We start from the raw sequence: 16,511 nt of genomic DNA on the forward strand, positions 1-16,511 counted from the left end.
TATGAAAAAGAGGAGGGTGCAAAATGAGTTTTCTCGAAAAAATTGAACCTCACTTATTGTCTGATGATATACTCGTCCAGGAATTTGTCATGCATGCATTGATGGAATATCCAAAGGTTCCGGAAGACTGGACTGTTAAGCTGTTGAAGGAAGCAATGGCTAAAAAAGAAAAGGAAACGATAATTTTAGCGAATATAGACAGGCTGCCATTTAATAGTGAAGCAGTAAAGGTACTGCTGCAGGCGACAAGAGAAGCTGATCCTGATCGTGCATTTTTGTATGCAAGATTAATTCGCAATCTGAATCCGGAACTAAAGATGGAGCACCGTACTGAGCTTAAGGAATATTTGCCTAAGAAGGATTTTGACTACTATCAATTCCTGATTACTGGTGAAGAAGAACCAGTTTGGGAGGAGTATGGTTCAGTTCTTGCTGATCTTTCAATAGAGGAATCATTTAATGACGAGCTGTATTTTAAATCAAAAGAAATCGCCCGTATTATGGTGAATCGTGGTTTGATACCAGATTATGAAATTAAATATGCATTAAGGGAGCAGGAAGATAAAAAATTCTTTCAGTTTAATGGGATATTAGCTGTATACATGGCAGGACTGATGAATGAACGGAAATATATTCCGCAGCTGGCAAGTCTTTTTGGCAGAGAAGATGATTTGTTGCTGGAAGAGGTCTCTGATACTTTGGCATCGTTTCAATCAGATGAGGTAGTGGAGCACGTTGCTCCTTTTATTAATAACTCTTCTATGTCAATCTATCCTATTTCCGTCCTGGGGAATACAAAAACAGAGAGTTCAATAGAAAAGCTCAAGAGTTTATACCCAATAATAGATGACGAAGAAAATAAAGTACTAATAGTTGAAGCTCTTTGTCATCAGCTTTCCGATAAAGCACTGCCGATTGTGGAAGATGCCATAAACGCAGGATATTACTCTTCGATCCTGGAAAGTGAGCGGATCCTGTATGGTTACTATAAAGTAATGGGAATTGACCACCCGAAACTGGATGAGTGGAAAAGGCTTGCAATACAGCGGGATGAAGACTATTTTAAACGGAAAATGGAATTGGAATCTCAAGAATTCCCAATGGTTCAGACACAGACCATTAAGAAAGAGCCAAAGGTCGGACGCAATGATCCATGTCCTTGCGGAAGCGGTAAAAAGTATAAAAAGTGCTGTGGTAAATAAATAAAAAGTGAAAAACACGGTGAAGCTGCTTCACCGTGTTTTTTATATCCCAACTTCATTTGGTGTTTCCGAATAATTTGCTTTTGGCTTTTTCAAAATAAAAATAAAAGTGTAAGCAAGCAGCAATCCGGCGAGGAATACAATTGAAAATCCGTAAATGAAATGGTAGCTAGTATGGGAAGCCAAAATTCCAAGGCCGGCAGACCCGACGGCCATTCCTAGATCCATGGACGAGAAGTACATCGCATTAGCGGTTCCTTGTTTTTCCTTAGTTACTGCACTGACCGCCAGCGCTTGAAGAGTGGGAGTGACAGTTCCATAAGCAATTCCGTAAAATCCAGCGGCCACCAGAAGTGTTATTGTGTTCCCTGTAACCGCCAAAAGGGACAGTCCGATGATACCGGAAATAGTGGCAGGATAGATGATTACTTTGTGGCCATATTTATCATACATTCTTCCTGATACGGGCCGGACGATAATCATGATGATCGTCAGGACAAGGAAGAAAAGCGATATCGAACCGCCGAGATTCGCTTCTTTTCCTAACTCTCGAAGGAAGCTGACGACACCTCCCAGGGTGATTAAGAAAAACGCTGTAAGGATTGCCGGTGTAAAGGCGTTTCGGTCAAATGCTTGTTCTTTAAAGCTGGATTGCTGCACAATCACCTTTTGTGAACCAGCCTTAGGCGTACTTTTTACGAACATATTTAAGATCATAGTTAAAAAAGTTAATCCGACAGACAAGGCTATTAAAATATTGAAAGCAAAGACTTGCAGCAATGCTAAAGCAAGCATCGGATCGAGGCTGGTGCCTACACTAGTTGCAAGACCGTAATAGCCAATCCCTTCACCAAGACGTTGTGTTGGAATGATGTTTGTTGCCATCGTCGAAAAAACAGTCGTGATGATGCCAAAGCCAATGCCATGAAAAACTCTCAACAGCAATAATAGTGCTACGGAGTCCTGGCCGAAACTCAAGCTGACAGAAATCGCGACTAACCCCAGTGAAATCAGGCTTAATTTCTTATTATCCATTTTCTGCATAAGGGACGGGACAAATGGACGAGTTGCAATTGCTGCAACCATGAAAATAGTAGTCATCAAGCCGCCCTGAGCAGGATCATTTTCAATGTCTGTAATAAAAGCGGGAAAGCCAGCCGTAAGCATCTGAAGGCAAAGGAAAAATAAAAAAGCCATTAATACAATGGCCGTAAACTGTGCTGTCCAAATCTTGGATGGTTGTTTCATGATAAAGCCTTCTTTCTAATTGTTTTGCTCCAAAAGTCCGTCAATATTGGCTTCTAAAGAGAGCAGGACCTCTCTGTACATCAATAGTTTTTCTTCACTAATTTCACGAGTGATTTTTAGAAAGATTTTCTCGAGGTAGGGAGTCACTTCGTGCACTATTTTTCCGCCCTTGGCGGTAATTTTTATCAAAAAGGAGCGCCGGTCCGCTGGGTTAGGCAGTCTTTCTACTAATTCATGCTTTACTAGGAGATCAAGGATTTTTGTCAAGGTTGCCTGATCCTTATCCGATCTTTGGGAAAGTTCTTTTTGGGAGATTTCATCGGAATCGCTCAAAGTACGAAGAACACTCCATTGTTCTGTAGTAATGTTATAAGGCTTTAAGTAAATGTTGATAATGCGTGTAAGCTTCTTGCTTAACCGGACCGAGGCCGAGCCGATTGCTTTGTCCATAGTAATATCCATGAATGAATCCCCCTTAGTGCCTTTCATTAAATTATAACGCTGAATTTATTATGTGTAAATATAATTTGTATACAAAGTATTTAGAGATAAAAAAATACCTGGTTCTAAAAACCAGGCATTTTCCTTTTAATCAATCACTCTCGCCACTTTATGGCCGCAAGTCTTGCATCTGCCTTCAAGGACAATCGTGTCGCGATGATTCTTAATAATATATTTTTCAATTTGGACTGCATCCAGGCATTTGCCGCAAAATACATTCCGAATGAACATCTGGCGTATATCAGCAGGAAGGGCAAGCCATTTTTTATTAGCCTCAATAGAACCTGAATCATCTATCGCACCTGATCGGGCATACGGTTTGTCCAGCTTCTGAATGACTTCATGAATCCTTTCAGGTAACGGTTTGTCAATCTCAATGTCCAGCCAGGCCATCAGCATTTCAATTAAATCTGTATCTCCCTGCTCTTCAATAACATCGAGAATAAGCATACGGAGGTCAGGACTTTGACTTCTGATGACTTCTAAATATTCATACCTTTCAAATTCTGCGGCAAGGACTAACTCTGTGTAAAAATCTTCAGCAAGTGCATCCTTGACTGTATCCCAGCCTTTTTCTGTAAAAACAAGCAGGGAGAGCTTCTCATCGGTTGATAGATAGCCGTTTGAAAGAACCCATTCTACCTTTTCCATGATTTCCTTTTGTTTCATGCCCTCAAATGCGCCATACGCCGGCGAATGATGAAGATTGGCAGTGAAAATACGTTTATCCTTTGAACCTGCAATAATCTTGCCAAGCAGGCCTTTTCCACCGTACATGATGATCTCATTAGCAGCAATTAAGATTGTTATAATTTCATCCTCTGATAAGGGGGTTATCGTATTGTTATTAGTCATATTAAAAACTCCTATCTCTAATCGAGAAGCTTATTACTATCATTACAACATAATTCGATCTCCAAGCCAATGATTTCAAAAACAACTTCCGCCAATAAAAAAGAGGATGAGCTTGAAAAGTTGCTCATCCTACCATTCCTTAGGCTCGTAGTTCAATTCACTGAATAACTGCTTTTTCTCCTTCTTAGTCAGGTCGCGCCATTGCCCGATTGGAAGATTTCCAAGGTGAATATTCATGATGCGAATACGCTGAAGCCGATAGACTTCATATCCGAGCGCTTCACACATGCGGCGGATTTGCCTGTTCAATCCCTGGGTGAGGGTAATGTTGAACTCATACTTTGATAGCTGGACTACTTTAGCAGGCAGTGTCTTTGTCCCGAGAATACGCACACCTTCAGACATGGCCTTGACGAATTCCGGGGTAATTGGCTTGTCTACTGAGACGATATATTCCTTTTCATGACGGTTTTCGGCACGGAGGATTTCGTTAACGATATCGCCGTCATTCGTAAGCAGAATCAGTCCTTCTGAATCCTTATCAAGCCGTCCGATATTGAAGATGCGCAAAGGATGATTGACCAGGTCAACAATATTGCCTTTAACGTGTTTTTCCGTCGTGCTGGTAATGCCAACTGGTTTATTTAAGGCAATGTAAACATAGTTTTGCGCCATCCTGATTTGCTCGCCGTTTAGCCTTACATCATCCCCGGGCTCAACCTGGCTGCCGATTTTCGCAACCCTTCCATTGATTGTCACGCGCCCTTCCTCAATCAGTCTGTCAGCGCCGCGCCTCGATGTTTTTCCTGTTTCGCTAATGAATTTATTGATACGCAGATTAATCCCATCCTTAAATCTGAATTATATCCTTAAGGATATTCCACTCGGTGGTTATTTTCAAGGTTTTGCCCAAGTAATTACTTCTTTGAAAATAGATGGAGTTTTACTATTTTTACATTATAATGAACGAAACAGTTATTTTTGGGGGAATTATTTTGGTTGACGTCTTTACAGAGATTAAGATTAATTGCCCTATCGATAGGGTATCTAAATATGCAGCGAATCCTGACAATGCTCCTGAATGGTATGTGAATATCGATTCAGCTGAATGGAAAACGGATAAGCCGTTAAGAATCGGCTCCAGGATTGCTTTTAATGCAAAATTCCTGGGGAGGGAACTTGCATATATATATGAGATTGTTGAATATATCCCAGGAAAGAAGCTTGTTATGAGAACCTCTGAAGGTCCTTTTCCGATGGAGACTACCTACACATGGGAAGCTATTGATCAAAACACTACTATCATGACGTTGAGGAACCAGGGGAAACCAAGCGGTTTTTCTAAATTAATTTCGCCTTTTATGTCCTCGATGATGAAAAAGGCAAATAATAAAGATCTTAAAAGAATCAAAGAAATCCTTGAAGCCTAAAAAATAAGAGTCAAAGATGGAAAATGTAATCATTCCGTCTTTGGTTCTTTTTTTGTTGAATTGTCCCTCATTCCGCCCTTCATGCATACCTTACTAAAAAACAGAAGGTGTGTGCCGGGATGAATGATGAACGATTAACGAAGATTTCGCTGCCGAAGGATGCGGGTCCGCATAATGATTCCAACATTGAATGGTGGTATTTTTTTGCTTACCTTAACGGGGATCAAGGCGGCAAGTATGCTGTGATGGCTTCCTTTTTCCGTGTAGGTGAGCTTGAGGTCGGCAAAGGCCATTATATTATCCATACAGTCATCGACCTTAAGAGAAAGAAACGTTTCAATTTTTCCAGTATTGATTCAAAAGTAAAGCTTGGGATGCTGACTCTTTATCTCCCATTCTATTTGCTGCTTCACCCGACAGATTCTAGAATGTGGAGGCTGTATAAAACGTTGTTGAAAGGTGATATCCCACAGCCCCATACACATTTGAAAAAAGCGAGACTCAAAGAACACCCGACAGAACTGGTATATGGGAATCACTGGCTTAAATTCAAAGGGGAAGACGAATCAGCTTTTGATGTTATTTTAAAAGAGAAAAACTCCGAGGTGCAGCTGGAGTTTACTCCTGCCAAGCCTGCTGTGCTTATTGGCGGAGACGGAAAACCGGATGATTTATATTATTATTCTACTACCCGTAATATTGTTAATGGGACAATCAAGACCGACGGGGGAACGGAATATGTGAGTGGAAAAGGCTGGTTTGACCACCAATGGGGCCGCGACTACTCATTGGCTAAAGGATCAGGCTGGAATTGGTTCGGGCTCCAGCTTAATGATGGACGCGAGCTGCTTCTAAATGAAATGACCTCAGGCAAACCGGATTCCTCCATGGCAAATATTATCGAAAAGGACGGGAGCATCCGATTCACTCGTGGGGTATCCTTTCAAAAAATAAAATCTTGGAAGAGTTTAAGAACAAATGCCAGGTATCCGGTAGAATGGCAGATTTCTATACCCGAATTTGGAATGGACCTTCATGTCGAGGCGACTTTCCCTAATCAGGAGATGCTGATTATCGGTCCAATCCAGGCGATTTGGGAGGGGACGTGCAAAGTAACCGGCAAGGAAATGCATGCGAATGGTAAAGGCAAGTCTTTAGAAGGAAAAGGATTTATGGAACTAGTAGGGTATGCAAAATAAGTGGATGTAACCTTGCTGCTTGCCGGCAAGGTTTTTTGTTCTTTTGGAAATTATAAAATTATTTAGTTGTGGATAACTACATGTAGTATTCTTAATCCAGCTCCAGCGCCTAGCCCCTCGAGTCGCTTCGGTCCGCCCAATGAAGTCAAAGAACGACTTCAATGGTCGGCCCTCCAGCGCTTGTCGGGGCTGAACAAGGCGCTTGCGCTTTTTGGTCCAGGGGGAAAGGGTATTATGACAGGATGCAGATTTTCTTATCCGGCATGTTATCATGATTACTATTAAAACAAAAAGCCAAAGCATCGGCGGAATAGTAACGGTTGAAGCATGGAAAGCAGCAAGTTTATAGTAATAACATTCAAAAAAGGATTAAATATGCTCCATTTGGTCTAAATAAGAGAAGAGAGTTGGCAGCAAAGGGGCTGGGAAGTTTGTTCAAGAAAATGGTATTAAGAATTAGGGAAAGCATCTGGCTGCTGCCAGGAATATATAGTATCTTCGCTTTTTTATTGGCACTGCTTGTCATATACATCGACCATAATCAAATGGCTGAAGGAATTGTACCTAAATTTTTAATGACGAATGTTGATTTGGCACAGACAATTCTAGGCTCTATCTCTGCGGCTTTATTAACGATGACGACAATAACTTTTTCAACGATCATGGTCGTGTTAACTACGTATTCTTCACAATTCTCTCCAAGGACACTGAATAATTTTGTCGAAGATCCTGTCACAATGAGAGTGCTCGGAATCTTCATGGGGGGATTTGTCTATTCAATCTTATCCCTTTTGTTCATGAGTGAGTCCTGGTATGAAAGTCAAGTCATAGCGGCAACGTTCGGGGTGCTTATTGCTTTTATCTGTCTTGCATTTTTTGCGTATTTCATACATAATGTTGCAACTTCAATCCAGGTTAGTAAACTGATCCGTGATATTACAGACGGTGCCTTAAAATCAATTAGGCGCCAGGAAGGTGCGCTGGAAAGTGAATTCCTGAAAGTGATTGATGACAGGAAAGACGCAGGTTTCTCATACCAGCTGATCAGGGATGTTAAATGCAAGGAGTTTGGTTATGTTCAGCTCCTCGATTATGAAAGCCTGACTGCCTATGCCGCAGAAAGGAATTTGGGGATTGAAGCAAACTTCCAGATTGGTGAATTTTTAACAGCAGAAAGCATCGCTTTTAGAGTCCATCACAACAACGAGCTTGAGGAGGATATCGAAGACGTTCTCAACCAATTTTTAAGGCTTGGTAAAGAGCGTTCTTCATACCACGATCCAGAATTTGCACTCCAGAAAATTGTTGAGGTGGCACTGAGGGCGATTTCCCCAGCAATCAATGATCCCAATACAGCTAAAAATTGTGTATTGCATCTTGGAATGGCACTGGCGCATTTAAGTCGCATCAGGGCAAATGGGCGATACATCGCTTACTATGATAGAAATATGGAGCCACGGGTCATCAGGATGCAAAAGAGAACAAAGGATATTGTGTACTTATCGTTCTATCAAATCGTCCATTATGGAAAACAAGACTTTTCAATCCTGATTGCCCTAATTGAGTCATTTTTATTAATTGGAAAAAATGCGGATGAAACTGTAAAAAATATCGTATGGGAAATTTTTATCTACAGCCTGGAGAAGTTCAATTCAGAGGAATTAAAAGAACTCGATAAACTCTATTTGAATGAAAAAAAGAGTGAACTTTCGACACTTCTAGGCAAATCTTTATAAAAAAACCAATATTATTCAAATTGTTAGGTCATTTGTAATAATCTCATTGTGCCATTCCTGTGTTTTTTGTTATGTTTATAATACATAGTTTGGAAATTTATCCACAGCTTGGCACATGGGGGAAACTGTTTAATGGGCAGTGACGGCAAAATTTATAAGAACAATGTTATATTAATAATTATTTTTATTTTATTCGCTGAGTTAATCGATTGGGTCACTTCGTTTTATTTTTCTATAAAAGAAGTAAATAGCTATCTAATTGATATAAGTGTGACTTTAATCTTTATGGTTTTTGTGATCGGTTTATTCAGAGGGATGAAGAACACGGCTGACGAATTGCAGGATAACAAGAAGCGGCTTAAAAGTATCTTTGATACATTGGATGTAGCAATCTGGTCCCATGACTTGAAGACGAATACGTTGTTGATTACATCGGGAATAGAGAAATTATATGGATATTCCTCGGAAGAATTTTATAAAGATAATACTCTATGGAAAAAGGTGATCCATCCTGAGGACCATCATGTTTTAGCTGAAAGGGAAACGGGATTGTCGCGAGGAGAGGCGGTCACAAGTGTCTATCGGATTATCCGTCCGAATGGCGAGGTGCGCTGGATCCAGGACAGGGGAATACCGGTCTTGGATGATAACGGTAACTTTGTCGATTTTACCAGTGTGTTATTTGATATTACTAACCGGCAGGAGAGTGAAGGACGTTACCGCAGCCTCGTGGAAATGTCCCCTGATTTGATTGCTGTATACAGCAGGGGCAAACTGGATTATATCAATGAAGCAGGATGCAAGCTTTTTAAAGCGGAAAATCCGAACGACCTGATTGGGAAACCAATTGCTGATTTGATTCCAGCTGAAGTACTAGCACATATTAAAAACCGGGAACTGACAATCGATGAAAATTTCGAAGAGAAACTTTGGTTTGAATTCAAGGCGTCCCAGGTAGACGGAAAAGAAATCGATGTCGAAATGTCCGCAATGCCGATTTTATACGAGGGCAGGATGGCAGAGCAGATTGTCGGCCGCGACTTGACTCAGCGGAAGAAGGCTGAAAAAACGATTAAATATATGGCTTACTATGATGTGCTCACTGGTCTTCCGAACAGGAACATGGTCAGGAAGCACCTGAATGCAGCCTTGAAGAACGGTGACCAGGAGCTTGCGGTATTATTCCTGGACCTTGACCGCTTCAAGATCATTAATGATACGAAGGGCCATCGTGTGGGCGACCTGTTATTAAAGGTCGTAGCCAGCAGGCTGAAAAATGCAGTCCGGGATACGGGTCTTGTTTCGCGCCAGGGCGGCGATGAATTCATCATTCTGCTCAAGGGCCTTAGTAAGGAAGAAGTGATTGAAGTGGCGGAAAGAATTCTTGGCGAGTTTTCGGATGGAATTGTGGTCGAAAGCCAGGAGTTCTTTGTCACACCTAGTATCGGAATCAGTATGGCACCATACGATGGACAGGATGAGGAAACGCTGATCAAGCATGCTGACACAGCGATGTATTTAGCTAAAGAACGAGGTAAGAACAATTATCAGTTTTACACAGATCAGCTGCACGGCCTTTCTTCGCGTAAAATGGAGCTGGAAAATGGCTTAAGGAAAGCATTGGAGCAAGGTCAGCTCATGCTGCATTACCAGCCACAGGTGAATTTAGAGACCGGGAAAATAATCGGCGTGGAGGCGCTCGTACGCTGGCAGCATCCTGAAAAAGGAATCATTTCTCCAGGTGAATTCATTTCGCTAGCTGAAGAGACCGGATTGATTGTTCCGCTTGGAAAATGGGTCTTGGAGAAAGCATCTGCACAGAACAAAGCCTGGCAGGACAAGGGATGCAGTCCGATTCCAATTTCCGTTAATATATCGGTGCGCCAGCTTCAGGAGGACCGGTTTGTCGATACGGTTAAACAAATTCTTGCAGATACACGGTTGGATCCACGCTACCTGGACCTTGAAATTACGGAAAGCGTCATGCAGAACAGCGAGAAGACGGCTATGACGCTGACCCAGTTAAAGGAACTTGGGGTCACGTTGGCAATTGATGATTTTGGAACAGGATACTCTTCCTTAAGCTTACTTAAGCACTTGCCTATCGATAAAATTAAAATTGATAAGTCCTTTGTCGATGACATCATCCATCACGCCAATCAAGGGGCAATGGTCAAAACAATCATCGATATGGGGCACAATCTGCAATTCGATGTCATCGCTGAAGGCGTTGAGGAACAGGAACAAGTAGCATTCTTAATGGCTAATGGCTGCATGATTGGTCAGGGCTATCATTTCAGCAGGCCGCTGCCATTGGAAGCAATGGAAAATTTATTGTTGAATAATAGCGAACATAAAGGCATTCTGCGATAGCGGAATGCTTTTTTTATTTTTGGCTGTGTTAAATTAGATGGTCGATTTTCATTTCAAGTGCGCTATGGCCGGCTTATCGGACAATTTCCGAGCATTACGTTGTTGCTTTGTCCGATAGAGCCTTCCTATGGGCCATTTTCCGAGCATCACGTCCACGTTTTGTCCGATAGAGCCGACCTATCGGACATTATTCGAGCATTACGTTGTCGCTTTGTCCGATAGAGCCTTCCTATGGGCCATTTTCCGAGCATCACGTCCACGTTTTGTCCGATAGAGCCGACCTATCGGACATTATTCGAGCATTACGTTGTTGCTTTGTCCGATAGAGCCTTCCTATGGGCCATTTTCCGAGCATCACGTCCACGTTTTGTCCGATAGAGCCGACCTATCGGACATTATTCGAGCACCACGTCGTCGTTTTGTCCGATAGAGCTTTTTTTCGCTTTTCGTCTGCATAACGAAACAGGATTCAGGGATGATAAGACTAAAAAAGGAGTGCCTAAAATGAAGAAATCTATCATGGCCATCGCTGTGGTTCTTGCGGTCATTTTACCTTTGGCCGCCCATGCCCAGGGGGAGGCTGAATGCAAAAAGCTGAAGGGAATATTAAATGCGGATGTCGAAGTGGACAATGGCGTCTGCAAGGTGGAAATTGTTCGGAAAAATATTGAACTGACGCATATGGGGAAAAAGATGTCCCCTGAAACGGTGGAGCTTGTATTCCATTTCGGTTTTGAAAAAGTGGACGGGCAAACTGCAGTCATGGGAGAGCTTGCCTTGCTTTAGGAAGAAGTGAACCCGGTGCTGGATGAATTACGAAAAGGGAAGTTGGAATTTCGGCTCTGCATAACCATATGCTCCTTGAAGAACCGAGAATCATGTATGTCCATTTTCAAGGCATTGGAAACATGGCACAGCAGGCAAAAACAATCAAGGCAGCGATTGACCAAACGAGCAAATAAGGGGAAATCTGCAGTTTTTTTTCTTTCCCCTGCTTTTTTTCTCACAGGATACAAATAATAATCAGGATGTTTAACTGAAGACAGATTAGGCTATTACACTTTCGTATGTTAAAGAAGGAGGCAGATGGAGATGAACCAGAAATATAAACCACTCTTTGATTCCTTTACTTTTCCGAATGGGATCAGCTTGAAGAATCGACTTGTGATGGCGCCGATGACGAACTTTTCATCGAATGAGGATGGAACTGTTTCGGACGCTGAGGTGAAATATTATGCTCGCCGTTCAAAAGGTGTAAGCATGGTGGTTACTGCGTGTACATACGTGACTCGCGATGGAAAAGGGTTTAAAGGTGAGTTTGGCGCAGATACAGACGAGATGATTCCAAGCTTGCGAAAGTTGGCTTCGACGATTAAAGAGCAGGGGGCCAAAGCCGTGCTGCAGATCTTTCATGGCGGTCGGGAGTGTCCACCCGATCTTGTACCAAATGGGGAAATCGTCAGCGCGAGTGATGTTCCATCAGAGCGAGGCAATGCCCAAGCTCCGCGTGCTTTAAGCGGAGAAGAAATTGAATCCATTATCTCTGCATTTGGCGAAACGACCCGCAGAGCGATTGAAGCTGGATTTAACGGCGTTGAAATCCACGGTGCCAACGGTTATTTAATCCAGCAATTCTTTTCCCCGCATTCCAATCGCCGGGATGACAAGTGGGGAGGAACAGTGGAAAAAAGAATGGCTTTTCCGCTTGCAATTGTAGATGAGGTAAAAAGAGTGACAGCTCAGCATGCAAAGGAGCCTTTTATCGTTGGTTACAGGTTCTCGCCTGAGGAACCGGAGACGCCAGGCATCACGATGGCTGACACTTTACAGCTGATTGACGCCCTGTCTGCCAAGGATCTGGATTATTTACATGTTTCCGTGACAGATTTCTGGTCCAAACCAAGGAGAGGCATTGAAGATGACCGTTCAAGGATGGAAATCATCCATGAGCGTGTCGGCACCAAAGTACCTGTGGTCGGCGTCGGCTCCCTTTATAGCGCAGAGGATGTCGTTAAAGCCTTCGAAACGGGAGTACCATTGTTGGCATTGGGCCGCGAACTGATTATCGATCCTGACTGGGTCGAAAAAGTCGAAACAGGCCGGGAAGATGAAATCGAAACAAAATTGGATCTCGGCGCACAGGCACGCCTCGTTGTTCCCGATCCATTATGGCAGGCAATCGTTAATACGCCAGGCTGGTTCCCGGGAGTACAATAGAAAAATGTTGAAACCAAAGCAGCTCATGCTTTGGTTTTTCCTTTTAGTGATTTATTGGCGAAAAAATAGCTATTTTTTGCGATATCGATATATCTAATACCGAAAAAAACTAGCTAGATTTGGCGATATCAACAAATTTACTGGAGAAAAACTAGCCTGATTTGGAAATATCAGTATATATATTTATGTAAAAAATTTTTATTGGCGAAAAACTCTTTGTTATTGGCGAAAAACTAATTTTATTGGCGAAACTCCTTACTTTATTGGCGAAAACAAAATTTTATTGGCGAACTGGAAATTTAAAACGATTTTTTCCAGTTGGAATGCCACAGAAGTGTAAGATATATCACCGTAAGCATCAAAGAAAGACTTTATAATGAATTTATGTAAGGGCTTACATTTATGTGCTGATCTGGAAACCTCCAGTAGCTTGAAGCAGCTTTGCCAGGTCCTTTATCGGGAGGGGATGTTTGTGTTGCTTACGGAAGAACAGAGAATGGTTCTGGATATTTTTGAGGAAATGAAGAACCATGGCCATGAACAGGTGATTTTTAATTATGACAAGGCCACTGGTTTGAAATCGATTGTCGCGATTCATGATACGACGCTTGGTCCGGCGCTCGGGGGATGCCGGATGTGGGATTACGAATCGACTGATGAAGCACTGCGGGATGTGCTGCGTCTCTCTAAAGGGATGACCTATAAGTGCGGGGTTTCAGGAGTGACATATGGGGGCGGCAAGGCGGTTATTATTGGGGACCCTAAGTCAGAAAAATCAGATGAACTTTTTCAGGCATTTGGCTCATTCATCGAAACTCTAAAGGGACGCTTTTATACGGGCACTGATGTGGGCACGGTCGGGATGGATTTTGTCTCCGCTTCCAAGCAGACATCCTACCTTGTTGGGCTGCCCGAGGAATATGGCGGCAGCGGAAATTCTGCAGTGATTACCGCGTATGGGGTATGGAGAGCGATTAAAGCGACAGCAAAAGAAATATTCGGCAGAGATTCGCTGAGGGATTTGCGGATTGCTGTCCAGGGTCTGGGCAAGGTTGGCAGGTTACTCGTTGGCCATCTATATGAAGAAGGAGCGAAATTGACTGTCACCGATATTTTTGAAGAGAATGTAGAAGAAGTGCTGCAGCAATTCCCGGATATAAAAACAGTTAAGCCTCTTGATATTTACAGTGTAGAGTGCGACATTTTTTCGCCCAATGCACTTGGTGCCGTCATCAATGACATCACGATTACAAAGCTGAGATGCTTAGCAGTTGCTGGGGCGGCGAACAATGTGCTTGCTGAGGAGCGCCATGGAGATGTTCTGCATCAAAAAGGCATCTTGTATGCACCGGATTATGTAGCAAATGCGGGGGGCTTGATCCAGGTAGCAGACGAACTGCATGAGTTCAGCAAAGAGCGTGCATTTAAGAATGCGAGCATGATTTATGAGATTTTAGAAAAAATCTACAAAATCTCCAAAACTCATGATATTCCAACATATAAGGCAGCAAATATATTAGTAGAGGAGAAGATTGAAAAAATCGGCCGGATCCAGAGTAAGTATACAGGCTGATTTTACAGGGGGTGAATCAATGAGATTCAAAAGTTTCAAGGAAGTCATCGAAGAGGCGCAGAAAAGGCCGCCTGTAAAAATGAGCGTAGCTGCCGCACATGACCTGGATGTCCTTGAAGCAGTAAAGGCAGCTGTGGAGCTGGGAATCATCGAGCCATATCTTGTCGGTGAGCCTCAAAAAATCTTTGAACTGGCAAGGAAACTCGACTTTTCTGTGGAGAAATACCCGGTTTATCCAGCTTATACGGAAAACGACAATGCTTTATTTGCAGCAAAATTGGCAAGTGAAGGGCAAGTCCAGGCAATCATGAAAGGCTTTGTGAATAGCACGCCATTCCTAAAGGGTGTGCTGCATAAGGATCTCAATTTGAAAACTGGCCGTGTAATCAGCCATCTTTCCGTCTTTGATATTCCTGGAGCAGAGCAGCTTGTCAGTATGACGGATGGCGGCATCAATATATCTCCAGATTTTGAGCAAAAAAAACAAATCATCATGAATGCAGTAGAGTTCCTTGTTCAAATAGGGGTGGACTGCCCTCGGGCAGCCATTTTAGCTGCAAATGAACGAGTGAGTGATAAAATGCCTGTGACCGTTGAAGCAGACGACCTTGCAATGGTGATAAAAAAAGAAGCCAGCCAGCCGCTGCTGATCGAAGGGCCGCTCCCCCTCGATCTTGCAATCAGCAGGGAATCACTGCTGCATAAAGGATTGGATAGCGAGTTGAATGGGGCAGCAGACTTACTCATTGTACCAACAATCGAGGCAGGAAACTTCCTAGGCAAAGCCATCACGTATTTTGCCAAGGGAACGATGGCGGGAATCGTGCTTGGCGCAAAAGTGCCGCTTGTGTTGAATTCCAGGTCGGATTCGTCAGACGCAAAGCTGGCTTCGATCGCTTTGGCAGTTGTTGCTGCATCCAATACTACAATCGGCGTGTGAAGGGTAAGGAGAGTTTCAATGAAAATTTTAGCCATTAACCCAGGATCAACCTCCACGAAGCTAGCAGTATATGAAAAAAACAAATTGCTTTTTGAAGAGACAGTCCGGCACAGCGATGAGGAGATCATGAAATTTGCGGACGTTGCAGACCAGCTGGCATTTCGGATGGAAACTATCAAAGCAGTCCTACTTGAGCGAGGGTTCCCACTCACAATCCTAGACGCAGTAGTTGGGCGCGGAGGAATGCTGAAGCCGCTGAGCAGCGGAACATATATAGTGGGCGAATCAATACTGGAGGATGCCCGTTCTGGGAAATATGGCAATCATGCCTCAAATTTAGGTCCGATTCTTTCTGCTGAAATAGGAGCAGAACACAATATTCCAGCCTATATCGTCGACCCTGTTGGTGTGGATGAACTGATGGATGAAGCGAGGATATCCGGATTAGTTGATATTGAAAGGAAAAGCCATGTCCACGCGCTGAATATCAAGGCGGTTTCCCGTAAAATTGCTATTCAGATCGGAAGGAATATGCCTGAAGCAAACTTCGTCATCGCCCATCTTGGCGGGGGCATTTCTGTAGCCGCGCTGCAGGGAGGAAGGATTGTGGATGTCAACAATGCTGAAAACGAAGGTCCCTTTTCTCCAGAGCGTGCAGGCGGGCTTCCGGCAAAACAGCTCGTCCATCTTTGCTATTCAGGGAAATACACGGAAAAGGAACTTATACAGCGGATCACGAAGCAGGGTGGGATCTTCTCCTATCTCGGCACTAAGAGTGTCATCGAAGTTGAGAAACGGGCATTGGATGGGGACACAGAAGCAGAACTTACTTTAAAAGCAATGATCCATCAGATTGGCAAAGAAATCGGGGCAATGGCTACTGTTCTTGAGGGGCGGATTGACGGAATCATCCTTACAGGCGGCATCGCCCATTCTGATAGGATTGTTGGCTGGATCCGCGAGAAAATCCGTTTCCTGGGAGAAGTTTTTGTCGTTCCGGGAGAAGCGGAAATGGAAGCACTGGCTGCCGGAGCATTTAGAGTGTTAACAGGTGAGGAAGAAGCAAAAATCTATTAAAAAAAGTGCCTGATCCATGTGTTTTTACAGCACACTGATATGCTCCCCTTTAGGTAGACAGATTAAAAAATAAAATCTGTTTACTTAAAGGGGAGTTTTTATTATGTCAAAAAGGGCCTTTTCACTCCAAGATAAAATTAAGATTATAAAGGCATTGGAA

General features: G+C 43.0%; 15 protein-coding genes. 11 read left to right on the forward strand and 4 right to left on the reverse strand.

Annotation, left to right across the window (positions count from 1 at the left end; genetic code table 11):
* Positions 1 to 23: 23 nt before the first annotated feature.
* Positions 24 to 1,202: a YecA family protein gene (locus tag M3204_RS23800; RefSeq protein ID WP_285857075.1), complete on the forward strand. Its 1,179-nt coding sequence runs from the start codon at positions 24 to 26 to the stop codon at positions 1,200 to 1,202.
* 42 nt (positions 1,203 to 1,244) lie between these two features.
* Here M3204_RS23800 and M3204_RS20015 read toward each other — a convergent pair whose 3' ends face one another.
* From M3204_RS20015 to rluF, 4 genes are all read right to left on the reverse strand, one after another.
* Positions 1,245 to 2,450 (reverse strand): MFS transporter, encoded by a 1,206-nt coding sequence (locus M3204_RS20015; protein WP_251486838.1) that lies wholly within the window; start codon positions 2,448 to 2,450, stop codon positions 1,245 to 1,247.
* Positions 2,451 to 2,465: 15 nt separating this feature from the next.
* Positions 2,466 to 2,912, reverse strand: coding sequence for a MarR family winged helix-turn-helix transcriptional regulator (locus M3204_RS20020; RefSeq protein ID WP_251486839.1), 447 nt, complete (start codon positions 2,910 to 2,912; stop codon positions 2,466 to 2,468).
* 126 nt (positions 2,913 to 3,038) lie between these two features.
* Positions 3,039 to 3,806, reverse strand: coding sequence for an RQC-minor-1 family DNA-binding protein (locus M3204_RS20025; RefSeq protein ID WP_251486840.1), 768 nt, complete (start codon positions 3,804 to 3,806; stop codon positions 3,039 to 3,041).
* 129 nt (positions 3,807 to 3,935) lie between these two features.
* The gene (rluF, locus tag M3204_RS20030) at positions 3,936 to 4,643 is read right to left on the reverse strand and encodes a 23S rRNA pseudouridine(2604) synthase RluF (protein WP_251486871.1); all 708 of its coding nucleotides are present in this window, start codon (positions 4,641 to 4,643) and stop codon (positions 3,936 to 3,938) included.
* Between the two features lie 158 nt (positions 4,644 to 4,801).
* On the opposite strand from rluF, the gene M3204_RS20035 reads away from it, so the two are divergent.
* From M3204_RS20035 to buk, 10 genes are all read left to right on the forward strand, one after another.
* Entirely contained in the window at positions 4,802 to 5,236 is a 435-nt protein-coding gene (locus tag M3204_RS20035) for an SRPBCC family protein (protein WP_251486841.1), read from the forward strand.
* Positions 5,237 to 5,355: 119 nt separating this feature from the next.
* The gene (locus tag M3204_RS20040; protein ID WP_251486843.1) at positions 5,356 to 6,435 is read left to right on the forward strand and encodes a lipocalin family protein; all 1,080 of its coding nucleotides are present in this window, start codon (positions 5,356 to 5,358) and stop codon (positions 6,433 to 6,435) included.
* 431 nt (positions 6,436 to 6,866) lie between these two features.
* Positions 6,867 to 8,171, forward strand: a complete 1,305-nt coding sequence (locus tag M3204_RS20045; RefSeq protein ID WP_251486845.1) for a DUF2254 domain-containing protein — start codon at positions 6,867 to 6,869, stop codon at positions 8,169 to 8,171.
* A 132-nt stretch (positions 8,172 to 8,303) separates the two neighbouring features.
* Entirely contained in the window at positions 8,304 to 10,544 is a 2,241-nt protein-coding gene (locus M3204_RS20050) for a sensor domain-containing protein (RefSeq protein ID WP_251486847.1), read from the forward strand.
* A 504-nt stretch (positions 10,545 to 11,048) separates the two neighbouring features.
* Complete coding sequence (locus M3204_RS20055; RefSeq protein ID WP_251486849.1) at positions 11,049 to 11,330, forward strand: DUF1259 domain-containing protein; 282 nt, start codon at positions 11,049 to 11,051, stop codon at positions 11,328 to 11,330.
* Between the two features lie 26 nt (positions 11,331 to 11,356).
* Positions 11,357 to 11,506 (forward strand): DUF1259 domain-containing protein, encoded by a 150-nt coding sequence (locus tag M3204_RS23915; RefSeq protein WP_353056058.1) that lies wholly within the window; start codon positions 11,357 to 11,359, stop codon positions 11,504 to 11,506.
* Positions 11,507 to 11,636: 130 nt separating this feature from the next.
* Positions 11,637 to 12,761, forward strand: a complete 1,125-nt coding sequence (locus M3204_RS20060; RefSeq protein ID WP_251486852.1) for an NADH-dependent flavin oxidoreductase — start codon at positions 11,637 to 11,639, stop codon at positions 12,759 to 12,761.
* 502 nt (positions 12,762 to 13,263) lie between these two features.
* Positions 13,264 to 14,334 carry a Glu/Leu/Phe/Val family dehydrogenase gene (locus M3204_RS20065; protein WP_251486875.1) on the forward strand — a complete coding sequence of 357 codons (1,071 nt, stop codon included), beginning with the start codon at positions 13,264 to 13,266 and terminating at the stop codon, positions 14,332 to 14,334.
* Between the two features lie 19 nt (positions 14,335 to 14,353).
* The gene (locus tag M3204_RS20070) at positions 14,354 to 15,274 is read left to right on the forward strand and encodes a phosphate acyltransferase (protein ID WP_251486854.1); all 921 of its coding nucleotides are present in this window, start codon (positions 14,354 to 14,356) and stop codon (positions 15,272 to 15,274) included.
* Between the two features lie 18 nt (positions 15,275 to 15,292).
* Entirely contained in the window at positions 15,293 to 16,351 is a 1,059-nt protein-coding gene (buk, locus tag M3204_RS20075) for a butyrate kinase (RefSeq protein WP_251486856.1), read from the forward strand.
* Positions 16,352 to 16,511 lie beyond the last annotated feature (160 nt).

Origin of the sequence: Mesobacillus subterraneus (assembly GCF_023715485.1) — a bacterium.
GTDB classification, from domain to species: domain Bacteria; phylum Bacillota; class Bacilli; order Bacillales; family Cytobacillaceae; genus Mesobacillus; species Mesobacillus subterraneus_B.